At 66.5% G+C, this 22,849-nt stretch carries 22 protein-coding genes and 2 pseudogenes; 14 read left to right on the top strand and 10 right to left on the bottom strand.

Features of this window, described 5'->3' with window-relative positions; all coding sequences use genetic code 11:
* Nucleotides 1-241: 241 nt before the first annotated feature.
* The 5 genes from ACT86A_RS25595 to ACT86A_RS25575 all read right to left on the bottom strand — a co-directional run bounded on the left by ACT86A_RS25595 (nucleotide 242) and on the right by ACT86A_RS25575 (nucleotide 5,170).
* Nucleotides 242-706 (bottom strand): hypothetical protein, encoded by a 465-nt coding sequence (locus tag ACT86A_RS25595; protein ID WP_445094771.1) that lies wholly within the window; start codon nucleotides 704-706, stop codon nucleotides 242-244.
* A gap of 110 nt (nucleotides 707-816) precedes the next feature.
* On the bottom strand, nucleotides 817-2,241 hold the full coding sequence (locus ACT86A_RS25590; RefSeq protein ID WP_445094770.1) for a wax ester/triacylglycerol synthase domain-containing protein: 1,425 nt from the start codon (nucleotides 2,239-2,241) through the stop codon (nucleotides 817-819).
* Between the two features lie 32 nt (nucleotides 2,242-2,273).
* Nucleotides 2,274-2,519 (bottom strand): SHOCT domain-containing protein, encoded by a 246-nt coding sequence (locus ACT86A_RS25585; protein ID WP_445094772.1) that lies wholly within the window; start codon nucleotides 2,517-2,519, stop codon nucleotides 2,274-2,276.
* Between the two features lie 417 nt (nucleotides 2,520-2,936).
* A complete protein-coding gene (locus ACT86A_RS25580) occupies nucleotides 2,937-4,463 on the bottom strand; it encodes a bifunctional aminoglycoside phosphotransferase/ATP-binding protein (RefSeq protein WP_445094769.1) in 1,527 nt (508 codons plus the stop codon).
* 62 nt (nucleotides 4,464-4,525) lie between these two features.
* The gene (locus ACT86A_RS25575) at nucleotides 4,526-5,170 is read right to left on the bottom strand and encodes a DUF2267 domain-containing protein (RefSeq protein WP_445094768.1); all 645 of its coding nucleotides are present in this window, start codon (nucleotides 5,168-5,170) and stop codon (nucleotides 4,526-4,528) included.
* Between the two features lie 185 nt (nucleotides 5,171-5,355).
* On the opposite strand from ACT86A_RS25575, the gene ACT86A_RS25570 reads away from it, so the two are divergent.
* The 8 genes from ACT86A_RS25570 (at nucleotide 5,356) to ACT86A_RS25535 (ending at nucleotide 12,990) form a co-directional block, all read left to right on the top strand.
* Entirely contained in the window at nucleotides 5,356-6,435 is a 1,080-nt protein-coding gene (locus tag ACT86A_RS25570; protein WP_445094767.1) for a nicotinate phosphoribosyltransferase, read from the top strand.
* A gap of 333 nt (nucleotides 6,436-6,768) precedes the next feature.
* On the top strand, nucleotides 6,769-7,575 hold the full coding sequence (locus ACT86A_RS25565) for an SDR family NAD(P)-dependent oxidoreductase (protein WP_445094766.1): 807 nt from the start codon (nucleotides 6,769-6,771) through the stop codon (nucleotides 7,573-7,575).
* Between the two features lie 200 nt (nucleotides 7,576-7,775).
* Entirely contained in the window at nucleotides 7,776-8,336 is a 561-nt protein-coding gene (locus ACT86A_RS25560) for a hypothetical protein (protein ID WP_445094765.1), read from the top strand.
* A 268-nt stretch (nucleotides 8,337-8,604) separates the two neighbouring features.
* Nucleotides 8,605-8,754 (top strand): hypothetical protein, encoded by a 150-nt coding sequence (locus ACT86A_RS25555; protein WP_445094764.1) that lies wholly within the window; start codon nucleotides 8,605-8,607, stop codon nucleotides 8,752-8,754.
* A gap of 91 nt (nucleotides 8,755-8,845) precedes the next feature.
* Nucleotides 8,846-11,464 carry a cation-translocating P-type ATPase gene (locus tag ACT86A_RS25550; protein WP_445094763.1) on the top strand — a complete coding sequence of 873 codons (2,619 nt, stop codon included), beginning with the start codon at nucleotides 8,846-8,848 and terminating at the stop codon, nucleotides 11,462-11,464.
* On the top strand, nucleotides 11,461-12,351 hold the full coding sequence (locus ACT86A_RS25545; RefSeq protein ID WP_445094762.1) for a P-type ATPase actuator domain-containing protein: 891 nt from the start codon (nucleotides 11,461-11,463) through the stop codon (nucleotides 12,349-12,351). The genes ACT86A_RS25550 and ACT86A_RS25545 overlap by 4 nt, the downstream gene beginning before the upstream one ends.
* 31 nt (nucleotides 12,352-12,382) lie before the next feature.
* Nucleotides 12,383-12,661, top strand: a complete 279-nt coding sequence (locus ACT86A_RS25540) for a hypothetical protein (RefSeq protein WP_445094761.1) — start codon at nucleotides 12,383-12,385, stop codon at nucleotides 12,659-12,661.
* Nucleotides 12,658-12,990, top strand: a complete 333-nt coding sequence (locus ACT86A_RS25535; protein ID WP_445094760.1) for a hypothetical protein — start codon at nucleotides 12,658-12,660, stop codon at nucleotides 12,988-12,990. Before ACT86A_RS25540 ends, ACT86A_RS25535 begins: the two co-directional genes overlap by 4 nt.
* 397 nt (nucleotides 12,991-13,387) lie before the next feature.
* Here ACT86A_RS25535 and ACT86A_RS25530 read toward each other — a convergent pair whose 3' ends face one another.
* From ACT86A_RS25530 to ACT86A_RS25520, 3 genes are all read right to left on the bottom strand, one after another.
* Nucleotides 13,388-14,305 (bottom strand): aminoglycoside phosphotransferase family protein, encoded by a 918-nt coding sequence (locus ACT86A_RS25530; protein WP_445094759.1) that lies wholly within the window; start codon nucleotides 14,303-14,305, stop codon nucleotides 13,388-13,390.
* Between the two features lie 365 nt (nucleotides 14,306-14,670).
* Nucleotides 14,671-15,000 (bottom strand): hypothetical protein, encoded by a 330-nt coding sequence (locus tag ACT86A_RS25525; protein ID WP_445094758.1) that lies wholly within the window; start codon nucleotides 14,998-15,000, stop codon nucleotides 14,671-14,673.
* A 613-nt stretch (nucleotides 15,001-15,613) separates the two neighbouring features.
* Nucleotides 15,614-16,228 carry a class I SAM-dependent methyltransferase gene (locus ACT86A_RS25520; protein WP_445094757.1) on the bottom strand — a complete coding sequence of 205 codons (615 nt, stop codon included), beginning with the start codon at nucleotides 16,226-16,228 and terminating at the stop codon, nucleotides 15,614-15,616.
* A gap of 508 nt (nucleotides 16,229-16,736) precedes the next feature.
* Between ACT86A_RS25520 and ACT86A_RS25515 the strand changes: the two genes are divergently transcribed.
* The 5 genes and pseudogenes from ACT86A_RS25515 to ACT86A_RS25495 form a co-directional block, all read left to right on the top strand.
* Nucleotides 16,737-17,375: an STM3941 family protein gene (locus ACT86A_RS25515; RefSeq protein WP_445094756.1), complete on the top strand. Its 639-nt coding sequence runs from the start codon at nucleotides 16,737-16,739 to the stop codon at nucleotides 17,373-17,375.
* A gap of 381 nt (nucleotides 17,376-17,756) precedes the next feature.
* Nucleotides 17,757-18,413, top strand: a complete 657-nt coding sequence (locus ACT86A_RS25510; RefSeq protein ID WP_445094755.1) for a TetR/AcrR family transcriptional regulator — start codon at nucleotides 17,757-17,759, stop codon at nucleotides 18,411-18,413.
* Complete coding sequence (locus ACT86A_RS25505; protein WP_445094754.1) at nucleotides 18,388-19,308, top strand: carotenoid biosynthesis protein; 921 nt, start codon at nucleotides 18,388-18,390, stop codon at nucleotides 19,306-19,308. The genes ACT86A_RS25510 and ACT86A_RS25505 overlap by 26 nt, the downstream gene beginning before the upstream one ends.
* Before the next feature lie 142 nt (nucleotides 19,309-19,450).
* Nucleotides 19,451-19,628: pseudogene (locus ACT86A_RS25500) on the top strand (DUF1801 domain-containing protein); the annotation flags it as partial.
* Nucleotides 19,607-19,801: pseudogene (locus tag ACT86A_RS25495) on the top strand (IS3 family transposase); the annotation flags it as partial. The pseudogenes ACT86A_RS25500 and ACT86A_RS25495, both read left to right, overlap by 22 nt.
* Nucleotides 19,802-19,851: 50 nt before the next feature.
* Here ACT86A_RS25495 and ACT86A_RS25490 read toward each other — a convergent pair.
* Together ACT86A_RS25490 and ACT86A_RS25485 are read right to left on the bottom strand one after the other, a co-directional pair.
* On the bottom strand, nucleotides 19,852-20,592 hold the full coding sequence (locus ACT86A_RS25490) for an SDR family NAD(P)-dependent oxidoreductase (protein ID WP_445094753.1): 741 nt from the start codon (nucleotides 20,590-20,592) through the stop codon (nucleotides 19,852-19,854).
* 259 nt (nucleotides 20,593-20,851) lie between these two features.
* Nucleotides 20,852-21,652 carry a crotonase/enoyl-CoA hydratase family protein gene (locus tag ACT86A_RS25485; protein WP_445094752.1) on the bottom strand — a complete coding sequence of 267 codons (801 nt, stop codon included), beginning with the start codon at nucleotides 21,650-21,652 and terminating at the stop codon, nucleotides 20,852-20,854.
* 96 nt (nucleotides 21,653-21,748) lie between these two features.
* Here ACT86A_RS25485 and ACT86A_RS25480 point away from each other — a divergent pair, with 96 nt between their 5' ends.
* Nucleotides 21,749-22,849, top strand: a complete 1,101-nt coding sequence (locus ACT86A_RS25480) for an NAD(P)-dependent alcohol dehydrogenase (RefSeq protein ID WP_445094751.1) — start codon at nucleotides 21,749-21,751, stop codon at nucleotides 22,847-22,849.

Raw genomic sequence — 22,849 nt, 5'->3', positions numbered from 1 at the left:
GGGGATGGTCTTTGCGCCCTCCCGGGTGCTCGGATCTCCGTCGTTGACTGGACTGCGGAGGCGGAAATGAGAACTGTGAGCCATGACTTGCCGACGCGCTGGGAACCGATCGAGAAGTCCGCGTCCGAGCGTGCCGGAGCCAATCTGACCGACTATCGGATGTCTCGCCAGGCATTCGACTGGACAGCGGCGCGATTCGACTTGTCGGGGCTGCCCGGCGGGGGCCCGCTACGCGCTGGATCTACGGCCCGGCGACGTGCTCTGGTGTACCGCGGATCCGGGCTGGGTGACCGGGATGTCCTACCGGCCACAGTGGCCGACGCCCGCGGGATGCTGTGGACCGCGCTGCCGGATCCGGACCCGGGTTGTGCTCTTCGAGCCGATCGCGCTGTACAGCAGCGAGGGCGAACTGCCCCCGGACGCGGGCGCGGTCGACATCGACCGAGCGGTGCGCCGGCGGGCCGGACGCGATCCGGTACACCCACTCGGTGACATCGGTGCCGTTGCCTGCGACAGTGGCCGCGACCACGGTGAGGGCGATGCCCCACAATGCGACCGACTCGGCAACCCATTCCTGGAGGATCGCTCGACGGTTGTCGAGGGTGATCGGTTCGAACCCTGCGACGACCTGGCGTGTCGGCACCGCATGAGCAATGCTCCATAGCCCGGTGAGGGGGGCTGCGCCGTAAGCAAGGAACTCTCTCATTGCTCCATTCTCCGGTTTGGATTGCCGGCGCTGCCAGGGCCTTTCATCGGCACCTCGAAGGTTTGCCGCCTTTGCTCCGCCGCACTCGTACGCTCGCTGCCCGGAACCGATCACACTGGTGTCGATCGAGGTGCTCCGGAGGGGAGGTTGGCGCCGGCCTCTGACGCGCCCTCGCCGCCGAGGCGGAGCACGGCGGCGAAACCGGCGGCGAGGCAGTCGGTCAAGATCGCGATGTCGGGGATCGCGGCGGCATCCGCGTTGATCGCGACGTAGCAGGTTCCGGCATGCGAGGTCAGGGTTACGTTGACGGCCGTGCCGATGGTGGGACCGAAAGCGTACATTCGGTCGATCCGCGCCCGGGCGATATAGAGAGGCACCGGGGAACCCGGGACGTTGGACGCGAGGAAGTCGATATGTTTGAGCATCTCGGTGAGCAATCCGGCCGGCAGCCGGTTGAACGCCGCGGCGACGGCGCCGGACAGCGGTATCGCCGGCTCGCGGCGCCAACCGGCGACCGCGGCGTCCACGGCGCGCATCAGCCCTGCGGCGTCGGGGATGTCGGCCGGCAACGCGAAACGAGCCAGGGTGATCCGGTTGCCGCCGAGTGGATCGTCGGCTGTGCGCAGGCTGATCGGCATGGTCACCCGCAGCTGGTCGACTCTCGCCCCGTGCCGATCGTGATACATGCGTAGTCCGGTGACCACCGCGGTCAGGAACGCGTCGTTCATGGTGCAGCCAACCGCCCGAGCGGCGTTGCGTAGCTGCTCGACGGGAGCGTCCAGCACTGCCAGCCGGCGACGGAGACTGCGCTCGGTCATCACCGGCGATAGCGTCGCGGTGACGGGCTGGGCCAAGCGGACCAGCGAGGTCGCCAGCGCGGCGCCAGCGCGCGCCGATCGCGCGGGATGAGTGACCGCCCGCCACGCGGTTCGCGGCGTGGCCCGCATACCGCCGCGAAGAAGATCCGAGCCGACCGACCAGTTCCACGCCACGATGTCGCGGAACGTGCCGTCACGGTCCGGCGGCGGCTCGGGCGGATAGCTGCGGTCGGTGCCCGCTCGATCGAAATCGAGCAGCGCTGTAGCGATCTGAATACCACCGATGCCATCGGTGAGACTATGGTGCACCGTCATCACCAGCGCGCATCCCGCGCCGTTCAAGCCGCTGAGCAAAGTCGAGCGCCATAGTGGGCGGGCCGGATCGAACGCGGTCATCGCTTCGGTTCGGGCGAACTCGAGTACCGCGGAGAGGTCCGCCGGTGCCGGCAGCGCGGAACGGCGCAGGTGCCAGGACAGGTCGAAATCCGAATCGAGCACCCACCGCGGCGGCGCGAGACCGAACGGCGCGGTGACCAACCGATGCCGCAACCTCGGCACGATACGGGTGCCGCGATCGATCGTCTCCACCAGACGATCCCAATCCGGATCGGTATCGAGAATCAGGATCGAGACGATCGTCGAGCGCAGCGCCGGATCGCGTTCCATGTTCCATGAGAACAGGTCGGATTGCGACATGTGGGATTCGCGGGTGGCCATCGCCTACTGCCTTCGAACCATGCCGGTACACCTCAGGTGGATGTGGCGCTGTTGAGGGTTCTCAATCGACGGGTGTATTCCTCGTCGTCGATCTCGCCACGGGCGTAACGGTCGGCCAGCACCTGCTGCGGTGGCACCGTGGGCTGCCCCTGGGATGGGGTCGCGGTGTAGCGGATCAGTGCCACGATGCCACCGATCACCAGCGCCCAGAAGATCACCATGCTGATGGTCATCAGACCGTATCCCCATCCGGTCATTCCGTTGCTGTGCCAGAACATCACGGCAGTCTCTCCTTCACTTCGGGGTGTTCGGTTGTTTCACTGTGCGCGCCGTACACCGATCGGGATACGGCCGAACAGCACTGTTCGGGCGGGACGAGAGTCATCTGTCACCAGTCGTGGCCGAGAGCGCGACCCGGTCGAGCCGACATGCCGCTCAGCAGCGCGAGCCGCGGCCGCGACACATCTAGCGCACGAACGGTGAGCGGAATGTCATCCATCCCGCTGAAGGGCAGCCCGTCATCGCATCCGGCTCCGAGACCCGAGTTCCACACGCCTATGCCCCTATTCCCATCCCGTACTCGGGTAGCAGGATCGGACATGACCCTGTCGTGCCGATCGAGGTCTGCTCCATCGCTCCGCTGCTGGCGGATGCCACCGCCCGCCTCCATAGCGATCAGCCGCTGCGCGAGCCGCTCACCCTCGCTTGACGGCGGCAGCCAGCTGGGCGACCCGGTCGTGCCAGGCACGCAGCGCAGTGGCGACCGAGTCGTCGATCGGACGCGTGGTGTCGAGCACGGTGGCCTCGGGCCATGGCGATGTCGTGGCTGCCAAGGCGTCCGCGATCGCAGGCGTCGCTTCCGAATCACCGTGGGGCCTGGCGCCTATCCGTTCTGCCGCGAGAGGCCGGGAACAGACACACCGCAACGGCACGAGATCGGCACGCGTCCGATCCACCAGGGCGGTGGCCAGGGCGCGTTCGTCCGCGTCGGTCCAGCTGGCGTCGAGTATCACCGAAACCCCGTGCTCGAGCCGGTCCCCAGCTCTGTCCAGCAGATGCGCGTACACCAGGGTCTTCGCGGCGGGCCGATAGGCTCCGCCGCCGAAGGTGCCTGCGGCTCCGGCGATCGCTCCGGTGGCACGCAGCGTGGCGCGCACGCTGTCGCTGGAAATCACCTCGGCTCCCGTCGCGGCTGCCAGCCGGGCGGCGACCGTCGATTTTCCCGTGCCGGGCAGACCACCGACGAGCACGAGCCGGACGGCGCCCTGTTCCAGATGGCGTATCGCGAGCTCGAGGTGCTGCTCGGCATGCCGTGACGCATCCGGATCGCCCTGTCCCGCGCGGACACGATCGGTCTTCGCGCGGACCATTGCCCGATAGGCGATGTAGTGGTGGCGTAGCGACGGCGGCGGTGAATCGCCTGCCGCGCGCAGGTAGTCGTTCAGGAATGAATCGGATTCCTCAGGGTGACCGAGGAATTCGAGGTCCATAGTGAGGAACGCGGCGTCATCGAGGCCGTCGACGTAGCGTAATTCGTCATCGAAGTCGAGGCAGTCCAGGATCCGGAAGCCGTCGGGGAGCACGAAGATGTCCTCCGCGAGCAGATCCCCGTGTCCGTCGACGATGCGGCCATCCGCGATCCGTTCCGTCAGCAGCGGTGTGCGACCGTCGAGGTAGCGCATGGCGAGGTCTTCGGAATGCGCCAGGCCGCACGGATCGATCGATTCGTGCGGGTGTTCACGCAAGGGCCGCAGCAGAGCGTGCCAGCGCCGCCGCAGCTGCGCCGGTGCGCCGGCACGGTCGATATCGGCGCCGCGCCGGGCTGTGGCGTGAAATCGTGCGAGAGTTGTTGCCAGCGCGGACAATTCGGCCGCTTCCGGGGACGGGTCCGCGAGCATGGTGGACAGGCGCCGTGAGTCCGGCATCCGGCGCATCACGATGATCGGTTCATCGGCGCCGCCTTCTGGATCTGTCAGATGAGCAAGACCGAGGTAGACGTCGGGCGCGAGGCGCTGATTCAACTCGAGTTCCCGGGCGCACGCCAGCTCGCGGTTCTCCGGCGTACCGAAGTCGAGGAAGTCGGTGACAACTGGTTTCTTCGCCTTGTAGGCGCGGTCCCCGCAGAGCAGCACCAGGCCGGTATGGGTCTCGCGCAGTTGCGCGAACGGCTCGAGCGCGGCAGTTATCCGGTTGTTGTTTCGCGTGGCCGAGGCATGGAGCATGATGACACCCTCTCGGGGCGAGGTAGCGAGGTTCCGGGCTGCAGGCGCCGATGCCGATGGGACTACTGCGGCTGCTCGGAGGATGCCGTGGTGAGATGCTCGGCCATGAGGATGCGGTGGGCCTGCTGCGCGGCCGTGGTCCGGCGTTCGTCGCCGGTGTCACCGATCGGCAGTTGTTCGAGGCCGCGAGTGAGCACCGCGATGGCGTCGCCGAGCAACAGCAGTCGATGCTCCAGCTCGTCGATCCGGTCGGTGACGGTCTCAGCGGCGGCGATCCGGTCAGCGCTCTCGCCGTGCAACACCGCTCGTAGGCGCTCCGGCAGCACGGCGAAGACACCGTCGAGCTGCCCAGGGGAGAACCGGTCGGTCAGCGTGTCGGTGACCGCGCCGGCGAGGCGGGGTACTTCGTCGCGAGTGACGCCGGCTTCGTTGGCGAACTGGTCCAGGAAGGGTGTGACACGATGCCCTACGGGAGTGTGGCTCGGCACCCAGCCTTCGTAGTAGATGCCGCGCAGAATCTCGGGCAGCTGCGCGGTCAGATGGGCTGAGCCGACGACACCGATGCGGTCTCGTACGGCATGCAGCCAAGTGCGCACCACCCGGTGCACGAAGTCGGGGTCCTCGGTGCCGATTTTTCCGGCCACCGCGTTCAGCCATTCGTGGGCGTTGTACACCGACGCTGCCAGAGGATCGCTCTTGGGAGACATGCCATCAGCGTCGTCCTGGTGGCCACCCCACGCCTAGAGCCCGATGTCCCCGGACCGGATCGGCCGATCGACTCTTTTCGCTGGGGATCTTCGGCCCTGGTCATCCGCAGCCTGCCCGCCTCGGCCGAGGGGTGAGCCCCTTCGCCTCTGCAACCGGCACCTACTGAGGCGAACATGCTCGACACATGCCCGGCGCATTGCTCACCGACCTCTATGAGCTGAACATGGCGGCCAGCTACCTGCGCAGGCGCATGATCACGCCCGCTACCTTCAGCTTGTTCGTCCGCAACCTGCCCGCCAATCGCGGATTTCTCGTTACCGCCGGGGTCGCCGATTGCCTGGATTGGCTCGAACAGTTCAGCTTCGCGCCAGCCGCTCTGGAGTACCTGGCCGCCATCGGCTTCGACGACGACAGCATCGAGTCCTTTACCCCGCTCCGGTTCAGCGGTGAGGTGTGGGCCGTCCCCGATGGACGGATGGTTCTCGCGGGCGAACCCATCCTCGAGGTGACCGCGCCGATCGCCGAGGCGCAGCTGGTCGGAACCGATCTGCTCAACCAGGTCAGCGTGCATACGACGCTCGCCACCAAGGCAGCGCGCTGCCGCATCGCGGCGGCGGACCGTATCGAATTGGTGGACTTCGCCTTTCGCCGTACTCAGGGCATCGAGGCGGGACTGGCCGCTGCCCGTCTGTCGGGCTCGGTCGGCTTCGCGGCAACGAGCAATGTCGAGGCAGCCCGCCGGTACGGCCTGCGCCCGGCCGGAACCACGGCGCACTCCTATATCGAGGCCTTCCCGACCGAGTTCGACGCCTTCTACGCCTTCGTCGCCGACCATCCCGGGCAGGCCACCTTCTTGGTCGACACCTACGACACACTCGGCGGCGTCGCCCACGCTATCGAGGTCGTCGACCGTCTCGGTCTGCATCACCACGCTGCTATCCGGCTGGACAGCGGTGACCTCGCCGCGCTGGCGTTCGGCGCCCGCCGGATGCTCGAACGCGCCGGTATACCCGAGGTGCGTATCGTCGCCTCAGGCGGGCTGGACGAGAATGACGTGGCCGCCTTCGTCTCGCATCGAGTTCCCATCGACTCGCCCAGCTCCCGGAAAAGGCGCGTGACCTACGCTCTCCTGTCGCTCCGATCGCCGCGATCACTCCGCAACTGCGGCGGCTCACCACCGAGGTCCAAGATGCCGCCCGCCGCCTGGCCGGCACGGTCGATCACAGCTCCGGGGCGGAGTAAACCTCTGCGTCATAAAGTGTGACTCGCAGTGTTCGGTGGCGGTGTTCTCGCGATGTCAGGTGGCGCTGATGAGGCGAATGTAGGTCCGCAGCCTGAAGCCGCGGGTATCTGGAACGTCCCCATAATGCCGAGTCGCGGTCGTCGGCGGATGCCGAGACAAGGCTTTCAGATGAGCGCCTGAGCGAGTTGATCGGTGGCGTGGATGAGCCGAGCCGTTCGGGTTCACTGTGCCTGCGCCCCCACATCGCTTCCCGAACTGCTCCGACCTGAGTCCAGCGACGTACCCGTTCGGTTTCCGGACGCCGCGACCGGAAGCCGCCAGCGGCGCGTCCGCTGCCGCAGCAGACTTCGCTACATGGATCTTCAGTTGCAGAACAGAGTCGCGGTGGTCACCGGTGCGTCGAAGGGAATCGGGCTGGCCACCGCACGCACCCTTCACGCGGAAGGCGCACTGGTCGTGGTGGTTTCGCGTCGCTCGACCCCGGAACTCGCCGAGCTCGAAGGCGACCGGCTGGTGCACGTTGCGATGGACCTCACCGCAGCGGACGGTCCGGCTCGAGCCGTCGGCGCGGCTGAACGCGCCTTCGGCGGTGTGGACATCCTGGTCAACAACGCGGGCGGGCCACCGCCCGGCGCGGTGCTGCCGCGCTTCTCGTTCAACGCGCTCGACGATGCCGACTGGCATGCCATGCTGGACTTCAATCTCATGGCGACCGTGCGAGCGATTCGCGCCGCGATACCGCTCATGCTGGCTCGCGGCGGCGGCGCCATCGTCAACATCTCCTCCACGCTCGCCCACGTGCCGAGCAATATCAACGTCGACTACGGGGTGGCGAAAGCCGGGATCGCCAACCTCACCAAGGCACTGTCCGAGGAATTCGGGCCGCAGGGCATCCGGGTGAACACGGTGTCCCCCGGACCGGTCGTCACACCGTGGTGGACCGAGGAAGGCGGCGCTGCGGACGTCCTCGCTGCAGCGACCGGCTCGGATCGCGACACTGTGCTGCGCAGCGGTGCGGCGGACATGATGCAGCTGACCACGGGGCGGCTCATCGAACCGCAGGAGATCGCCGATATGGTCGTGCTGCTCTGCTCTCCTCGCTCGGCGAGCACGACAGGGACCGACGTGCTCGTCGACGCCGGGCTACGCAAAGCGGTGTGAGCCGCACGCGATCCCCGCTGGCGCCGCACGGCGTCGGCGGGGGATCAGCGCGACCAGCGGCAATCCACGCTGGCCGTCTGGATCAGGAACGCTCGTTACCAAGACACGATGCCGTGCACCAGGCGGTCTGAGCGTGGGTTGTCGGGCGAGGTGTGGGCATGTGAACTTGTGCAGACCTTCCGCCCGGTAGTGTCGCGTTGGTGGAGGGCGAGAGTCGTTACGAGGCCTACGAAGTGGACCTTTGGGAACGACTGGCTCTCCTGTTGCCCGCTGAAGCCGGCGATAACTTTCGCGACTGCCGCGCGGCCGGTCGGCAGGAAGCCGGATTGTGGTTCTTGATGCAACAGCTGATCGAGCACCAGGTGCCTATCAGCGACCGTACGCGTGCCGAGATCGAAGTGCTGGCCGAGCAATGGGGCGAACGACTGGCGCGGCACGACGAAATCATCGCGTGTGCACCAGAATCCGATGATGAGGCTTCGCTGCGACTGCTGTCCGACGAGACTTCGTCGCCGGTCGAGCCAGGCCGACTCGGCATCACCGACTCCGCTTTGACGGGGCTGCTCGTCGTCCCATGGATCGAATGCCTCCGATGTGAGCGGGTTCTGGACCGCGTTCACGCGCAGGAACCGTGGGGCGATCTGCGGTATCTGGCTGATTACTACACCGTCCGACAACCCACCGCGCCGGACACGGAACCCCGAATCTTCGCCGGATCCGACCTGCACAGCGCCTTCGAATCGCTCGCGACCTGTCTATGACTGCACCAGCGCTCTCAATCCGGCATGAATGGGACGCTCGAATACCCTGCGTCTCAGGGGCATAGGGGCTCGACGCCTCCATCGGCGCCACCTGACAGTGCGAGAACACCGCCATCTTCCGCTGCAAGTCACACATAAAGTGGCAAAAGTCCTGGTCTTCGCATTCTTTTGCCCCGCGCGGCGGCTCCCGGGGCGGCGCAGACTCGGATCGGAGTACCACCGCACGCGCTGGTGGTCGACGCTGCGCGGCACGAAGGATGTAACAGGTATGGCTACCGGTGAAGTGATCGCGGTCGTAGTCGTTGGCATCGTGGTCGCCGCGGCGTTGTGTATGGTCGCGCTCCTGATCGCGGTCTGGTGGACGCGCCATCATCCCGATCACCATCATCGGAAGACCCATCGCAGGATCGGGGCCTAGATGATCGCCTGGCGGGTGTGCTCATGAGCGGGCGGACAGCGGCGGCCGCGATCGCGGCCTTGCCGGAACCGCGCGGCGGCGAGGCGCTGGCATGAGCGCCGTCGATCTGGCTACCGGACGACGCGGGCTGACCGCCACCGAAGTGGCCCGCCGACAAGGGCTGGAGGGTCTCAACGCGCTGCCTGTGCGGCACGCGACTCCCGCGTGGCGGCGGTTCGCGGGCGAGATGGTGCACTTCTTCGCCCTGCTGTTCTGGGTGGCCGGCGCGCTGGCATTCGTGGCCGGGATGCCGCAGTTGGGCATCGCGGTGTTCGTCGTGGTGGTGCTGAACGGGCTTTTCGCATTCGTGCAGGAGCAGCGGGCCGAGCATGCCGCCGAGCGGTTGCGTAACCTACTGCCCCGCAAGGTCACCGTGGTGCGCGACGCGACCGTCGTCCAGGTGCCCGCCGACCAACTCGTCACCGACGACGTGGTCTTACTCGCCGAGGGCGACCGCATCTCGGCGGATCTGCGCCTGGATCGGGTACATGCGCTGGCCGTGGACACCTCGGCGCTCACCGGTGAAAGTGTGCCGGAACATCCCGTTACGGGAGACGAGGTGTATGCGGGATGTTTCATCGTCGAAGGCGAAGCCCAGGCAACAGTGGTGGCGATCGGGGAGCGGACCCGGCTGGCAGGTATCGCGAAACTCACCCAGGCGCAGCACCCGGCGCTCACCCCGCTGCGGCGGGAACTGGATCGGATCTCGCGGATCATCGCCGCCGTCGCGATCGTCGTGGGTGTCGTGTTCTTCTCGCTGGCGCTACTGGTCGGCACCCCCGCCTCCGACGGGTTTCTGTTCGCAGTCGGCGTCACCGTGGCCGTCGTGCCCTGCGGGCTGCTGCCGACCGTCACGCTGTCACTGGCCATGGGCGCGCAGCGGATGGCCGAACGGCATGCGCTGGTCCGCCATCTCGAGGCTGTGGAGACGCTCGGCTCCACCACGCTCATCTGCACCGACAAGACCGGAACCCTCACCCAGAACGAGATGTCGGTGGTCGAGGTCTGGATGCCGGGCGGGGCGGCGACGATCGCCGGAGACGGCTACCAACCGACCGGTGAGGTGATCTGCACGCCGCCCGATGGCCTGGATTCGCTGCGGGAGCTGGCTCGGGCGGCCCGCCGCTGCTCCTCGGGGCGAGTGGCGCACCGAAACGGAGAGTGGGTCGCGCAGGGGGATCCGATGGAGGCGGCGTTGGACGTCCTCGCCGGTCGCGCCGGTGTCGACGAGGACGCCGGTACGCATCCCGAACGCGCCCGATTCCCGTTCGACGCGCGGCGGCGCCGGATGGCGGTCGTCGTCGACGACCGCGTACTGGTCAAAGGCGCACCTGATGCGATCTTCTCCCGCTGCCTGCCGCAACCGCAGGCGACCGACGCGCTGCACCGGCTGGCCGGGCGTGGGTTGCGGGTGATCGCGGTGGCTGCCCGGCAGCTCACCGGCCCCCTGCCCACGACGGCGGACGAGGCGGAAGCCGAACTGACTCTGCTGGGGCTGGTCGCACTGGAGGATCCGCCGCGCCGGGGCGCGGCCGCCGCGTTGGCCGCATGCCGCCGCGCCGGTATCCAGGTCGTCATGATCACCGGCGACCATCCGGAGACTGCCCGGGCGATCGCACGTGAGGTAGGTCTGGGCGGTCCTGCAACCCCGGTGTTCACTGGTCACGAGCTGCCCAGTGCACCAGAGGAGTTGGGGGAGTTGCTGGACCGGGACGCCGCCGTCGTCGCACGGGTTACGCCGGAGGACAAACTCCGTATCGCCCGGGCCCTGCAAACGCGCGGCCATGTCGTCGCGATGACCGGCGACGGCGTCAACGACGCACCCGCGCTACGCGAGGCCGCCATCGGCGTCGCGATGGGCAAGTCCGGAACCGATGTGGCGCGCGAAGCGTCGGACCTGGTGTTGCTCGACGACGATTTCGGCACCATTGTGGCCGCCGTCGAACAGGGCAGAGCCACGTTCGCCAACATCCGCCGGTTCCTCACCTACCATCTCACCGACAACGTCGCCGAACTGGCCCCGTTCGTGGTCTGGGCATTGTCCGGTGGCACATTTCCGCTCGCCATCGGCGTGCTGCAGGTGCTGGCCCTAGATATCGGCACCGATGTGCTGCCCGCATTGGCGCTTGGGGCCGAGCCGCCGGCACGGCATGTGCTCGACCGGCCGCCGGCGCGGGGCCATCTGCTCGACCGGAAGCTGTTCGCCCGCGCGTTCGGCGTCCTCGGCCCGGTGGAGGCGGCGATCAGCCTGGCCGTGTTCGTCGTCTCGTTCCTGGCCGCCGGCTGGCGACCGGGCGAGTCGTTCCCCACCGGGCCCGTGCTGGCGGCCGGCTCCGGCGCCGCATTCACGGCGATCGTCCTGGGCCAGGTGGCAAACGCTTCCGCCTGCCGCAGCACAGTCCGGCCGGTATGGCGGATGTCGCTGGGCACCAACCGGCTGCTGCTGTGGGCCGTCCTCGCCGAACTCGGCATGCTCGCCGCATTCCTGTACATCCCACCGCTCGCCCACCTACTCGACCAAACCGGCCCGACCGGAACCGCCGCGCTCGCCGCGCTGTCCGCTATACCCGCCGTTGTGGCTGCCGACACTTTGCAGAAGCACTTCTCGCGCACAGGCAGTACCCGGATCAGTACTCCGGCACCGGGATTCGAGATCGAGAAGACGTCATGAACACGGCAGAGAGCACGTCGAAGACACCGGCGCGGAGGGTGTTTCGTGAGGCGATCCTCGTCGCCGTGATCGGCGTATTGGGTGCGGCCGGACTGGTCGCACGTCCGTTCAGCGGAGCTGTCGCCGATGTGCTGTGGCTCGCGGCCACAGCGATCGCGCTCGTGCCCGCGGCAGTGTGGGTTTTCCAGGATCTTCGGCGCGGACGCTACGGCGCCGATCTGCTCGCGCTGGTGGCACTGGTGGGTGCCGCCGCGGTCAGCGAGTATTTCGCGGGCGCACTGATCGCGTTGATGGTGGCCACCGGCCGGGTACTGGAGGCGTACGCCAGCCGCCGAGCCGGGCGCGACCTATCCGCGTTATTGAGGCGCGCACCGGTACAGGCGCATCGGCGGCATGCCAGCGGCATCGAAACCGTGGCGGCCACCGAAATTTCACCGGGTGATGTCGTGGTCGTACTGCCCGGTGAGACGGTGCCCGTCGACGGAGTGCTCACCACAGCAGGGGTTTTCGACGAGTCGGCGCTGACCGGGGAATCGGTCCCGGTCGCGCGCCGCGCGAGCACCGAGGTACGCAGCGGCGTGGTCAATGCCGGTGCCGTCGTCGATATCCGGGCCTCCGCGACCGTGGGGGAGAGTACCTATGCCGGAATCGTCACGCTGGCGCGGCAGGCGGCTGCCACGGCGGCGCGGCTTGCCGATCGAGTCAATGGATCGAAGATACCCAGTTTGAGTGTCCTTTTCCGGACCCATAGTGCGGCCGACAGCTCAGGGACCGGGGATGGCGGCTCTCGGAGCAGGAGGAAGATCTGGCCGTCCTCGGTGATCACGTCATCGACCGCTAGTTCTAGTGATCCAGCCTTCGTGAAACAGTTCTTCCATACCCGCTGATCTGCGGAGATGCTCGGTGTATTCTCTACCCGTGGGTTATGAATGGCTGCCATCGGCGATCAGCCGTCTGCAGGGTCTGGGCACCGATGAGGTGATCGCGGCGCTACTGGACGCGCGGCGTCGATGGGTACAGCGGGTCGAGACGAAGTCCGGTGCGCGCGGGCTGGCGGTCTGGACCCGCACACCGGCGGGCACGCCGATCCTGGTCGTCCTGCGGCCGCTGGACGGCTGGGATCACCAGATCACCTACGCCGCGCCGATGACTCCGCAGCAGCAAGCCGCGTTCGAGGAGTGGGAGAACAACCAATGAGCGCACAGGACAAGGACACGAAGGCCCTGCTCGAGGGCGAGGAGCTGGCTGCGGCCGCCGAGGCGGGAGAGCTGGTGTTCGGTGAGACGGTGGATGCCGACGCGGTGCTGCCTTCCACTGCCGACGACGACTCGTTCGTGGTGACCACGGTGCGGCTGAGGTTGCGCCAGAGGAAGCTGGCCGAAGCGGAGGCGCGCAAGCGTGGCATCGACCTCGCCGAACTTATCCGGGGCTGGGTCGATGAGGGCTTGGCCGAGGTCGGGGACGACTACCAGGTATCGGCTGCTGACCTGAAGCGGGTGCTCGCCGGGCTGCGCCGTACCGCATAGGCGGGGTGAGGAGTCTCCGACCTCGAGTGATACCTGTTCGGGCGCTGCCCGCCGACCTGAGGTGGATGCTCGGCGGGTTGCTCAGGAACCGCTGCACTAGGGATTCGGCGGGCGCGACTCGTTGGAGAGGTCGAACCAGCCTGCACCTGCTCAGTTCGGAAAGCTTCTGGTTGCTCGTCGCCGAACGCACCGGCGAGGACTACATCGACACAGACCGCACCTGCACACCCGCATGGATCCGTTCGGGACCGGCGGGGCGAGCTGGCGTTCGACCGCTGGCGACGAACCCCAGTTTGGACCGCTGACATCGCGGCAACAGACGACCCGGCGGCGATAATTGTTCGAATCCTGCGCGATACGTCCCCGGTCTTCTGAGGCGTTGGGGAACCGGGTTTCATCATCGCTGAGTGGCGATGAGGCGTCGCAGTGCGGCCTGGGCCGGTGGACCCCATGTCGGCTTGCCACTAGGACGGCCGTGGACCCCGGCGTCTCCGATAAAGATGCCGGCGAAGGCGCGCAGTACCGCGTATCCGCGGGCGCGTTGCAGAGTCGCCGCGTCCAGGGCGACTGACTGGTAGGCGTCATGGAAGCGGTCGGTGGCACCGTCGGGCAGCAGAATCCACGCGGCAGCGAGATCGAAAGCCGGATCGCCGGCGAAGATGTCACCGAAGTCGATCACGCCGCAGATCGCACCATTCGCGGTCAGGACGTTGGCCGGATGCAGGTCACCGTGCAGCCACAGCGCCGGGCCGGCCCAAACGGGCGCGGCGACGGCGTCTTCCCAGACCGCGCGGACGGCATCGGGCTCGGAGATCAGCCCCAGCTCGGTGGCCGCTGCAAGCTGCTCGGCGAACCTGTCGGAACAGCGAGCCAGCGGCCCTCCGCGGTCGCGGCCGAGAGGTGCCTGTTCGGGGGCGGGTTGGTGAAGTGCGGTCAGGAAGGCGGCCAGGGTTGTGGCCGCCTCCGCTGCGTGGGTGACGGGGGCTCGGTCGGCAGGCTCGCCCGGTACCCAGGTGGTGACGATCCACGGCCGCCGAAACCGTTCGGAGGGCTCACCGAAGCGGTGCGGAACAGGAACCGCCAGCGGAAGACGCCGGGCGAGAGCGGGCAGCCAGGTGTATTCCTTGCGCAGCAACGCATCTGCGGATTCCGTCGCCCAGGGCAAGCGGACGGCGAGGTCGTCGCCGAGCCGCCACAGCTGGTTGTCCCAGCCACGCGCGCCGAGCCGCACAGGGTGCTCGGCCAGGTCGGGGTGCTGGTCACGCAGCAGATCCCGCACCAACTCCGCGGTGATTTCGATCTCTGTGTGCGTCATGCGACTCAACGGTAGCCGGATGGCAGCCAACTCACCTCGCTGCCGGGTGCCACCGGTGAAGGGTAGTAATTCGAACTCGCAGTACCCGCTCCGGCGCACAGCCGGTAGCTCGAGCCGCAGCGAGTACCCGGTGCGAATACGCACAGTGCGCGCGCCTTCCCGGAGCGCAAATGTTGAGCCGTTAAGCGAGCTTTGAGGATGCATTGCCCCGATATGCAGATCATCGCTGCACGAGACCGTGCCCAACCACGTCGACACACGCCCTAGCCGCGACGATTCACCAGTTCTGTGATGCGACCTTCGATGGCGGAGGCCTTCGCAACGTTGGGGCGGTGCTCGTGGCCGGGACATGTCATTGGTGCTGGTCAGAGCGTGGCACCGAGGCGAGCCAGCGTGGTGTCGATGTCGTCCCGGATCTCGGGGGTATCCGCGGCGCGGATGCGGGCGATCAGCGCGATCAAGACGACTCGGTGTTCGAGGGCGACGCGTAGCTGGTCGTGCAGTGATGGCCGGAACTCGGAGCCGTGATCAGGTAGCAAGGCTAGGCCGCGGTCGCTCAGGGCGGCGGCGATCTCGCCGAGAGTCCCGGCGCCTACGAGAGGGAAGGCGGCGAGGTCGATCCGTCGGCAGAGCAACAGGTCGGCGAGGGTCGTGATTCCGTTGCGGGCGAGTAGATTGCTTACTCGGCCGCTCAACATCGTTGCCAGCGGATCGTCGGTCGCAGGGCGTGCGCTTACGTACGCAACCCTTCAGTGGTCGGTGAGGGAGAGGGGATCGGTGGTGATCACCCAGCCGGGTTAGCAGGCCGGGAATTTCTCGCGCAGGACATCGGTGGCCACCTCGAGCTGGTCGATCTGTGTGCACAGCATGCGCGCGTACTCGGCGTCGGTGCCGAACAGCGTCCAGCGGCCGACTCGGCCCGAGAAGTCGGTGTCGTAGACGAAAAGGGCTGTGTAGCGATCGGAGTCGCCGAGCTGGGCCAGCTCGGCGCGGATCGCGGCGTCGAGAAGATGGGCAGCCAGGGCCGTTTATCCAGCGATGACGAGAGTGCCTGGACTGCTGCTCATTCCGGGGCACCTCCACGGTTGTGGGTGAGGTCGGGGACTGGTCGCCGGGCGGCAGCGGCAATCCTATCGGCACGCGACTGCGCTCGGCAGCGGTGTCGACGCGCTCGATCGGGAGACCGCCGCGAGTCGCGATAACTGCGGCATAGGCCATTTCGATCAGGTGTGCGGTGGTGGAAAACTTTCGGCCACCAGGGCCAGCATGTCTCCTCGCAGATCGTGCACTGATTCGAATCCGGTCGACTCAGGTGACGGGGGAAAACACCGCCACCAGAAAATCGGACTCCGCGGTGAATGGGCGAAGATCCCAGCTCGACAGCAGCACTTCCACACCCAGACCCGCGGATTCGGCGTCAGCCAAGAAGACGTCGAACTCGTAGCCACGGCCGCTGCCGAATCCAACGACTACTCGCCCGTCCGGCACGATATGCCGGGCGAACCCGGCCAGGACCTCGCGCCGGGTGGATTCGGCCACGAATCCCATCACATTCCCCGCGCACAGCACCACATCGAACGCCATGCTCACCCCGCGCCCCGGCAGATCCAGCAGGGTCAAGTCGCCGACCAACCAGCGCGGCCCCGGGTAGTCGAGTTCGGCCGCCGCGATCAGCACCGGGTCCACATCCACACCCACCACCTCATGCCCCGCCCGGTGCAGGTATCCGCCCAGCCGCCCAGCACCGCACCCGGCATCCAGCACCCGCGCGCCCCGCTCGAGCATCGCATCGACCATCCGCGCCTCGCCGAAGATATCCCGCCCCTCGGCCGCCAGATCCCGGAACCGCTCCACATACCGCGCCGAATGCGTCGGATCGGCAGCGGTGATCTCCTCCCACTGACTCGGTACACGCGAACCCATCGGCAGCTCCTTCCACGGTCGGCACGTCCCGCGACTCGTGCGGGCATGTCAGATTGTGCGCGACAGCATTTCCTCGCACGCCACCCGGCCGGCAATCCGGCCGACAACGACTGGATGCCAACTTCGATGTAAGCCCCCGCATCCACGATCATTACCACCAAATCGAGGCCAACCCGGCGAGCTGCTCAGCCGCGAAGGCGGTTCCATCGCCAATCGATTCAGGGCGTGGCAATGAGCAGTTCCTCGGCGCCGCAGGCGCAGGCAGCGTAGCTGCTCGCGCTCTGCCGTGAAACCACCTCCCGCCGTGAGGCTCACCTGCCTCGGCCGACACCCTCCACGTTTCGAGTGTGAGTAGCCGAAATAAACATCCGATCATCGAGATTTCCGGACGTTCGCTGTTGGCGGTGCTCGGTCCAGGGAGGGGGAGCTGTGCCGACAGAGGGGGACGGAGTCTGCAGGCACTTTCGCCGTCCCGCCCGTGGTTCGAAACGACACGACCGGGTAGCCCGTGCTCGGGGTATCCGCGTCGCGGGGCATATTGCGCCGAAGTCATCGGTTTTCAGGTAATCGATATATCGGATCGCAGGTCGGCGTATATCCGGACAGGTTCGACTGCACCAAAGGTCTACTATTCTCAGCGCTCGTGGACATCGATGACTTACCTACCACCCGGTACTACGCACCCAGATGGCGCGCACTTCTGCTTGTCTTGATCTCGGTCGTGCCCCTGGCCGTCGTCCTGCCGACCATCAACGACGTCTCGTTCGCGCTAGGCGTCCTCGGTGCCGTCGGCGTGGCGTGCTCCTGTTTCTTCATGTACCTCGGTGTTCCTCGGTTGATCAGGCGACGCCCGGAACTGATCATCACCGCCGACGGGATCGAACACTTCGACCAGGGTCGCATTCTGTGGACGGACATCGACAGCATCCGCCTCAACCGCATGCATGGGCAACGGATCCTCGAATTCCTTCTGCATCAACCGGATACGTACCTTGCGCAACTACCGTGGTTCGTCCGAACGACCAGTCGATTCATGCGCGCATCCGGCTACAGCCCCGCCACGATCTCCGCACTGACCCTGCCTGTCCCCCTGGAGACCGTCCTGGAAGCAATGCGCCGCCACCGCCCTTCAGTGGTCATCGCCTAGCCGACGCAGAAATCGGCTCAGTGCGACAGGGGTTCGCTTACCGACGGTTCCCTGTACGCCAGACATCCGCGCCGTCGCTCGCGGAGCGCGCGTCCAATCAGCGAGACACCGTGCGACTCGAAACATCCGGTATTGCCGAATGCCGCGCATTCCGTCGGAGCGTCACAGTTCGGACCATGCGACCCCGAACCATGCGGGTTGACTTCGTCAACAACAGCGTATCCCCGCAGGACGGCGGCGACCGAGCTATCAGAAAGTCGCTTATCGGATCCGGCAACCCACGGTTTCGAGGGGTCGGTCCCTGCTGAGAGCGCCCGAGGTCACTGCGTCGCACTGTTGCCGACCTTGCCAGTTTAATTATGGTCCTATATCGTAATTAATGTGGCGAAGGCAAGCATGGCGCGGCCGGTGGGCCGGCCCCCTAGTAAAGAGATTGACCGCGCGGTCCTGGAAGCGACCGTTGATGCGTTAGCCGAGGTCGGGTTCGACGCGCTGTCGGTGGCGGACGTGGCGCGTCGGGCGTCGTCCACAACGCCGTCCATCTACCGTCGGTTCCCGGGCAAGACCGAACTGGTTGTCGCCGCCGTGGACTACGAATTGGCCCGCCTCCCGTCGGAACCGCCGGACCTGGGCAGCTTGCGAGCGGACCTGGTTGCCTTGGCGCGGCTCATCGCGGACGCCCTGACCCCCAAGCGCACCAGGATCTTGGCGGCGCTGATGCTGGCAGCCGCCACCACCCCGGAGCCCGCGCAGCGGCTCACCGCCGCCGTGGAGCACCTCGCCTCGAGCACGTGGACCACGCTCACCGAGCGTGCGGCGCGGCGGGGGGAATTCATCAACGACGGGGGCACGCTGATTCCCCGGCTACCGGCCGCGGTGATCATCAGCTTCGCCGTCCTGGGCCATGCGCCACCTGACACAGCACTGATCGAGGAACTGATCGACGCCGTCATGCTGCCCGCCCTGACCCCCCCTTCCAGAACCTCTACGCCAGAAAGCGAGACCGACAACCATGACCATCACCGGCACACATCCTGAACAACGAGCCAAAACGTCCACGGCTGAGCCCGACAGCCGCGATCGCGCCATCACCATCGCCCAGTGGGTCCTGGTCTTCGCCAGCCTGGCGGCAGCCCTGTTGATCCCTCTCGCCGGACTCGGAAGCCCTATCCTGGCCTGCCTGTTGCTGACGGTCCCCTTCGCGGTCATCCACGGCACCCGCCGATACGGCTGGCGCCGGTTCCTGACCTTCTTCATCGTGACCTTTCTGGTCAGCAACGCTTACGAAAATCTCAGCATCGTCACCGGGTTTCCATTCGGGCACTACCACTACACCGGCGGCCTCAAGCTATTCCTCGTGCCGATCACGATCCCGTTTACCTACTTCGGCCTGGGTTACATCTCGTGGCTAACCGCCTCGACGCTGCTGGACCGCGCCGATGAGCGGCTGAACTGGCATGAGCGCACCGGCCGGTTCAACACTTTCGCGCTCCCCGCCCTCGCCGCCGCCTTGATGACCATGTTCGACGTCACCATCGACGCGCAGGCCTCCACCGTTGGCCACACTTGGATCTGGGAGCACGGCGGCGGTGTCTTTGGTGTCCCGTACACCAACTACCTCGGCTGGTGGCTGTGCACCTACACCTTCCTCCAGATCTTCGCGGTGCTGCTCTCCCGCGCGGCGAACCCCAGCGCCACCGTCACGCCCGGTTCACTCCTGCAGCCCGTTCTGCTATACGCGGCGACCGGGCTGACCACCATCCCCACCTTCTTCACCACAAGCGCCGGCACCACCACCGACGCTGCCGGAGTCACCTGGGACCTCACGGCAATCAACGAGACGGCGATGACTGTCGGCATCTTCACCGTCGTCACCGCCGCATTCCTTGCCATCGCCAAGATCGCCCGCGGCGATACCCGTACCCCGCGATAACGCCCACCCCACCCTCGGCGCAGGGCGCGCAACCGGCCCTGTCCCGAGGGATTCCCGTGCATTCGTCCCACCTCAGTTCGACGAGATGAATGTACAGTCGTGTCTCGTAACGACTGACTGGTGAGCTGACATCGTCAACCGTGTGCGGGCGCTCATCATCCAGGCCGATCCCGAAAATTATCGAGGAAGCCAAGTGGCGCAAGGCGTCGAATCCGGACGGCGTCCCGAAGTTCTCGCACTCTGGTCTGATTTGCACGGTTGAGACCTACAAGGACAAGGTGAAGACCACTTTCGCCAAGTCGATTTCCAGTTCGACGCCACCGATGACGGCCGTCCGGTCAAGATCGTGTCCATCGTTGCTGAGCACACCCGCGAATGCCTGGGCGGACTGGTCGAACGCTCCATCACCGCCGACCGGCTCATCGACGAACTCGACCGCACCGCCACAGGCCGTGGATACCCCACGGCGCTGCACAGTGACAACGGCCCCGAACTGTCATGCCACGCGGGGTAGAGGTCACTGCGGATTCGCTGCACTTCGCGTCAGGCGCGCCATATCTGCGCGCCTGCTCGGGTGAGCACGATGTTGGGCACCACGGCATGCGCGGACAAGCGCGTAACTGCCAGCACGAGCTCGGCGACGTCACCAGTGGTGAGCATGGCGGCACGGCCCAGTGATTCTCGTTTCCACGCGGTCATGTCGGTGTCGACGTAGCCGGGGGAGAGGGCCGTCGCGGTCACACCCTTTCCGGATTCTTCGAGCGTCACCGTTTCGCACAACGAGATCAGGCCGGCCTTGCTGGCACCGTAAGCGGCGAGGTTGGGTTCTCCGGCCACCCCGGTGATGGATGCCAGTGCCACGACCTTGGCACCTGTCGCCGGTTCCAGCGCAGCCGCTTTCCGTAGTAGAGGCAAGCACTGCTGGATCAGCAGAAACTGTGCACGCAGGTTGACCGCGAACAGCAGGTCATAGGTATTCATTCGCATCTCGGCAAGGGGGCCCTCCGCGCCGACTCCGCCATTGAGCACGAGCAGGTCGAGGCGGCCGTTTCGCGCGGCATGCGCCGCAACCAAAGTGCGGACGTCGTCCTCGATCGCCAGGTTCGCCACCACGGTGTCGACCTCGACACCGGTCTCCGTCACGATCTGTTGGGCAGCATTGCGAAGACCTGCTTCGTGACGGGCGGACAGCGTAAGCGAGTAGCCCTCGGCGGCGAGCCGTCTGGCGATCTCGAGGCCGATACCGCGGGAAGCGCCTGTAATGATTGCGGTCCGCTCGGTCATGAGATGCGTGTTCCTTGGGTGTCGTGCTCCTGCAGTTCGTGCCGCAACCCTTCCGACGCGTTATGCGCGGACCCACCGCACTCAGTCTCAGCGGGTAGGACAACATTACGAACGAGTTCCTCGGTGCGGCGGACGATTCCCGCGACAGCGGGTTCGACCTCGAACTGCACAGACACAACTACTCCTCTTCGAAACCGTGAAAACCGGACGCCAGGTGGTGGAAACGCACTGGTGGGCTGCTGATGCGGGCATCCATCGGTCAAGCACCCGTCCACTGTGGAGTTCGCTTTTCGGCGAAGGCGGTGGCTCCTTCATGTGCGTCTCGACTCGAGCGGACCGCGCGGAATTCCTGTTCGTTCATCTCCCACGCGGCGGCGTTCCATTCGGATCCGACTTCGGCACTGCGCGCCATGATCCGTTTACTCGCACGGGTAGCGAGCGGCGCGTTGAATGCGATCTGTTCGGCCAGGAACAGCGCGCTGTCCAACACCTCGTTCGGCAGCACCACCTGGTTGACCAGCCCCCAGCGCAGCGCCTCCTCCGCGTCGATGGATCTGCCGGTGAATACCGCTTCTGCGGCGACCTTCGGTGGAATCTGTCGGTGTAGCCGCAGTAAACCTCCGGCTGCGGCCACCAGTCCCCGCTTCACTTCCGGGAGACCGAGGTACGCGGCCGTGCTCATGACAGCCAAGTCGCACGCCAGCAAGATCTCGGTGCCACCGCCCAGCGCGAAGCCATTCACTGCTGCGACCAGTGGTTTGTCAACGAAGTGGCGCACAATTCCGGCAAAGCCACGTTCGGGGTGGTCGGGGTCGAGGATCGGACGTCCGGCCGCCAGCTCCTTAAGGTCTGCGCCAGCGCAAAAGGCCTTACCCGCACCGGTGATCACACAGACCCGCAGCGATGGATCGGCGGCGAACTCGGCAAGGGCCGCGCCGACGGCAGTGGAAACCGCTGCGTTGACGGCGTTCATCGCATGAGGCCGGTTGAGCGTGATGAGCGCGATGGGGCCGCGCCGCTCGAACAATGCGGCGGGGGCGTTCAGCTGTGCAGTGACCACGTAATCCTCCTGAGCGTTAGGCCGACCAGGCCGTTGCGAGGTGTTGTCCAGACGGTACTCTGTGACCGTACGTGCGGTCAATTAGGGAGGTGTCCTATGGAGGGTCACGCTGCGGTGCTACGTCACCGAACGGCCCCCTTCGCTCTCGAACCGGTGCAATTCGCCGAGCCGGGGCCGGGTCAAGTGCTGGTCGAGATCGCGGGAACCGGGTTCTGCCACACCGATGTGCTGCCTAGGCAGGACGGATTCCCGGCATCCCTGCCTCTGATCGCCGGTCACGAGGGAGCTGGGGTGGTCACCGCGGTCGGGCCCGGGGTGGACGATATTTCACTAGGCGCCCATGTGGTGTTGAGCTTCGACTCGTGCGGGCGCTGCCAGAACTGCATCAGCGGGCATCCGGCGTACTGCGAGACATTCTTCGCACGGAATCTCACCGGCCGGACGCTGCTCGCGCCGAGCCTGGTCACCGACGCTGAGGGAGTGCCACTCGCGTCCCGTTGGTTCGGGCAGTCGTCGTTCGCCACCCACGCCATCGCCGAAGCACGCAACGCGGTGGTCGTCGACAAGGACCTCCCACTGCACCTGCTGGGGCCACTAGGGTGCGGGATTCAGACGGGAGCAGGGTCGATACTGATCGCGCTCGGCGTCGAAGCTGGGAGCAGCGTGGCGGTCTTCGGCGCGGGCGGAGTCGGGCTGGCGGCGATCATGGCCGCACACGTGGCCGGGGCTGCCGCGATCGTGGCGGTAGACCTGCACGAGTCACGTCTCGCCCTCGCGCGAGAACTGGGTGCCACACACGCTGTGCGCGGCGATTCTGCCGAACTCGCCAAGCAGATCCGCAAGCTGAGCCGCGGGGGAGTGCAATACGCACTCGACACCACGGGCGTTCCGGCGGTCATCGCCGACGCGGTCGATGCGTTGCGGCCCACCGGGACCCTCGGATTGGTCGGCGCCGGGTCGCGCGAGCTCGTCTTCGGCCCCTCAGCGCTCGCCGGTGGAAAGAACCTGATGGGCATCCTCGAGGGTGATGCGGTACCTCAGCTGCTCGTGCCCCAGCTGATCGAGCTCTGGCGGCAAGACAAGTTCCCATTCGACAAGCTGATCCGCACCTACCCATTGAGCGCCATCAACGAGGCCGAACGTCACGCCGCGAACGGCACCACCATCAAGCCGGTCCTGATCCCGCAAGGAGAATAA

It is taken from the genome of Nocardia glycosmidis (assembly GCF_052545115.1).
Note: the sequence above shows the minus strand (reverse complement) of the source record. Positions and strands in the feature narration are given on the sequence as shown.

Excerpts from the sequence above, each read along its gene's own strand:
- ACT86A_RS25595 (WP_445094771.1), bottom strand. The coding sequence starts at position 706 with ATGAGAGAGTTCCTTGCTTACGGCGCAGCCCCCCTCACCGGGCTATGG.
- ACT86A_RS25590 (WP_445094770.1), bottom strand. The coding sequence starts at position 2,241 with ATGGCCACCCGCGAATCCCACATGTCGCAATCCGACCTGTTCTCATGG.
- ACT86A_RS25585 (WP_445094772.1), bottom strand. The coding sequence starts at position 2,519 with ATGTTCTGGCACAGCAACGGAATGACCGGATGGGGATACGGTCTGATG.
- ACT86A_RS25580 (WP_445094769.1), bottom strand. The coding sequence starts at position 4,463 with ATGCTCCATGCCTCGGCCACGCGAAACAACAACCGGATAACTGCCGCG.
- ACT86A_RS25575 (WP_445094768.1), bottom strand. The coding sequence starts at position 5,170 with ATGTCTCCCAAGAGCGATCCTCTGGCAGCGTCGGTGTACAACGCCCAC.
- ACT86A_RS25570 (WP_445094767.1), top strand. The coding sequence starts at position 5,356 with ATGCCCGGCGCATTGCTCACCGACCTCTATGAGCTGAACATGGCGGCC.
- ACT86A_RS25565 (WP_445094766.1), top strand. The coding sequence starts at position 6,769 with ATGGATCTTCAGTTGCAGAACAGAGTCGCGGTGGTCACCGGTGCGTCG.
- ACT86A_RS25555 (WP_445094764.1), top strand. The coding sequence starts at position 8,605 with ATGGCTACCGGTGAAGTGATCGCGGTCGTAGTCGTTGGCATCGTGGTC.
- ACT86A_RS25550 (WP_445094763.1), top strand. The coding sequence starts at position 8,846 with ATGAGCGCCGTCGATCTGGCTACCGGACGACGCGGGCTGACCGCCACC.
- ACT86A_RS25545 (WP_445094762.1), top strand. The coding sequence starts at position 11,461 with ATGAACACGGCAGAGAGCACGTCGAAGACACCGGCGCGGAGGGTGTTT.
- ACT86A_RS25535 (WP_445094760.1), top strand. The coding sequence starts at position 12,658 with ATGAGCGCACAGGACAAGGACACGAAGGCCCTGCTCGAGGGCGAGGAG.
- ACT86A_RS25530 (WP_445094759.1), bottom strand. The coding sequence starts at position 14,305 with ATGACGCACACAGAGATCGAAATCACCGCGGAGTTGGTGCGGGATCTG.
- ACT86A_RS25520 (WP_445094757.1), bottom strand. The coding sequence starts at position 16,228 with ATGGGTTCGCGTGTACCGAGTCAGTGGGAGGAGATCACCGCTGCCGAT.
- ACT86A_RS25505 (WP_445094754.1), top strand. The coding sequence starts at position 18,388 with ATGACCATCACCGGCACACATCCTGAACAACGAGCCAAAACGTCCACG.
- ACT86A_RS25490 (WP_445094753.1), bottom strand. The coding sequence starts at position 20,592 with ATGACCGAGCGGACCGCAATCATTACAGGCGCTTCCCGCGGTATCGGC.
- ACT86A_RS25480 (WP_445094751.1), top strand. The coding sequence starts at position 21,749 with ATGGAGGGTCACGCTGCGGTGCTACGTCACCGAACGGCCCCCTTCGCT.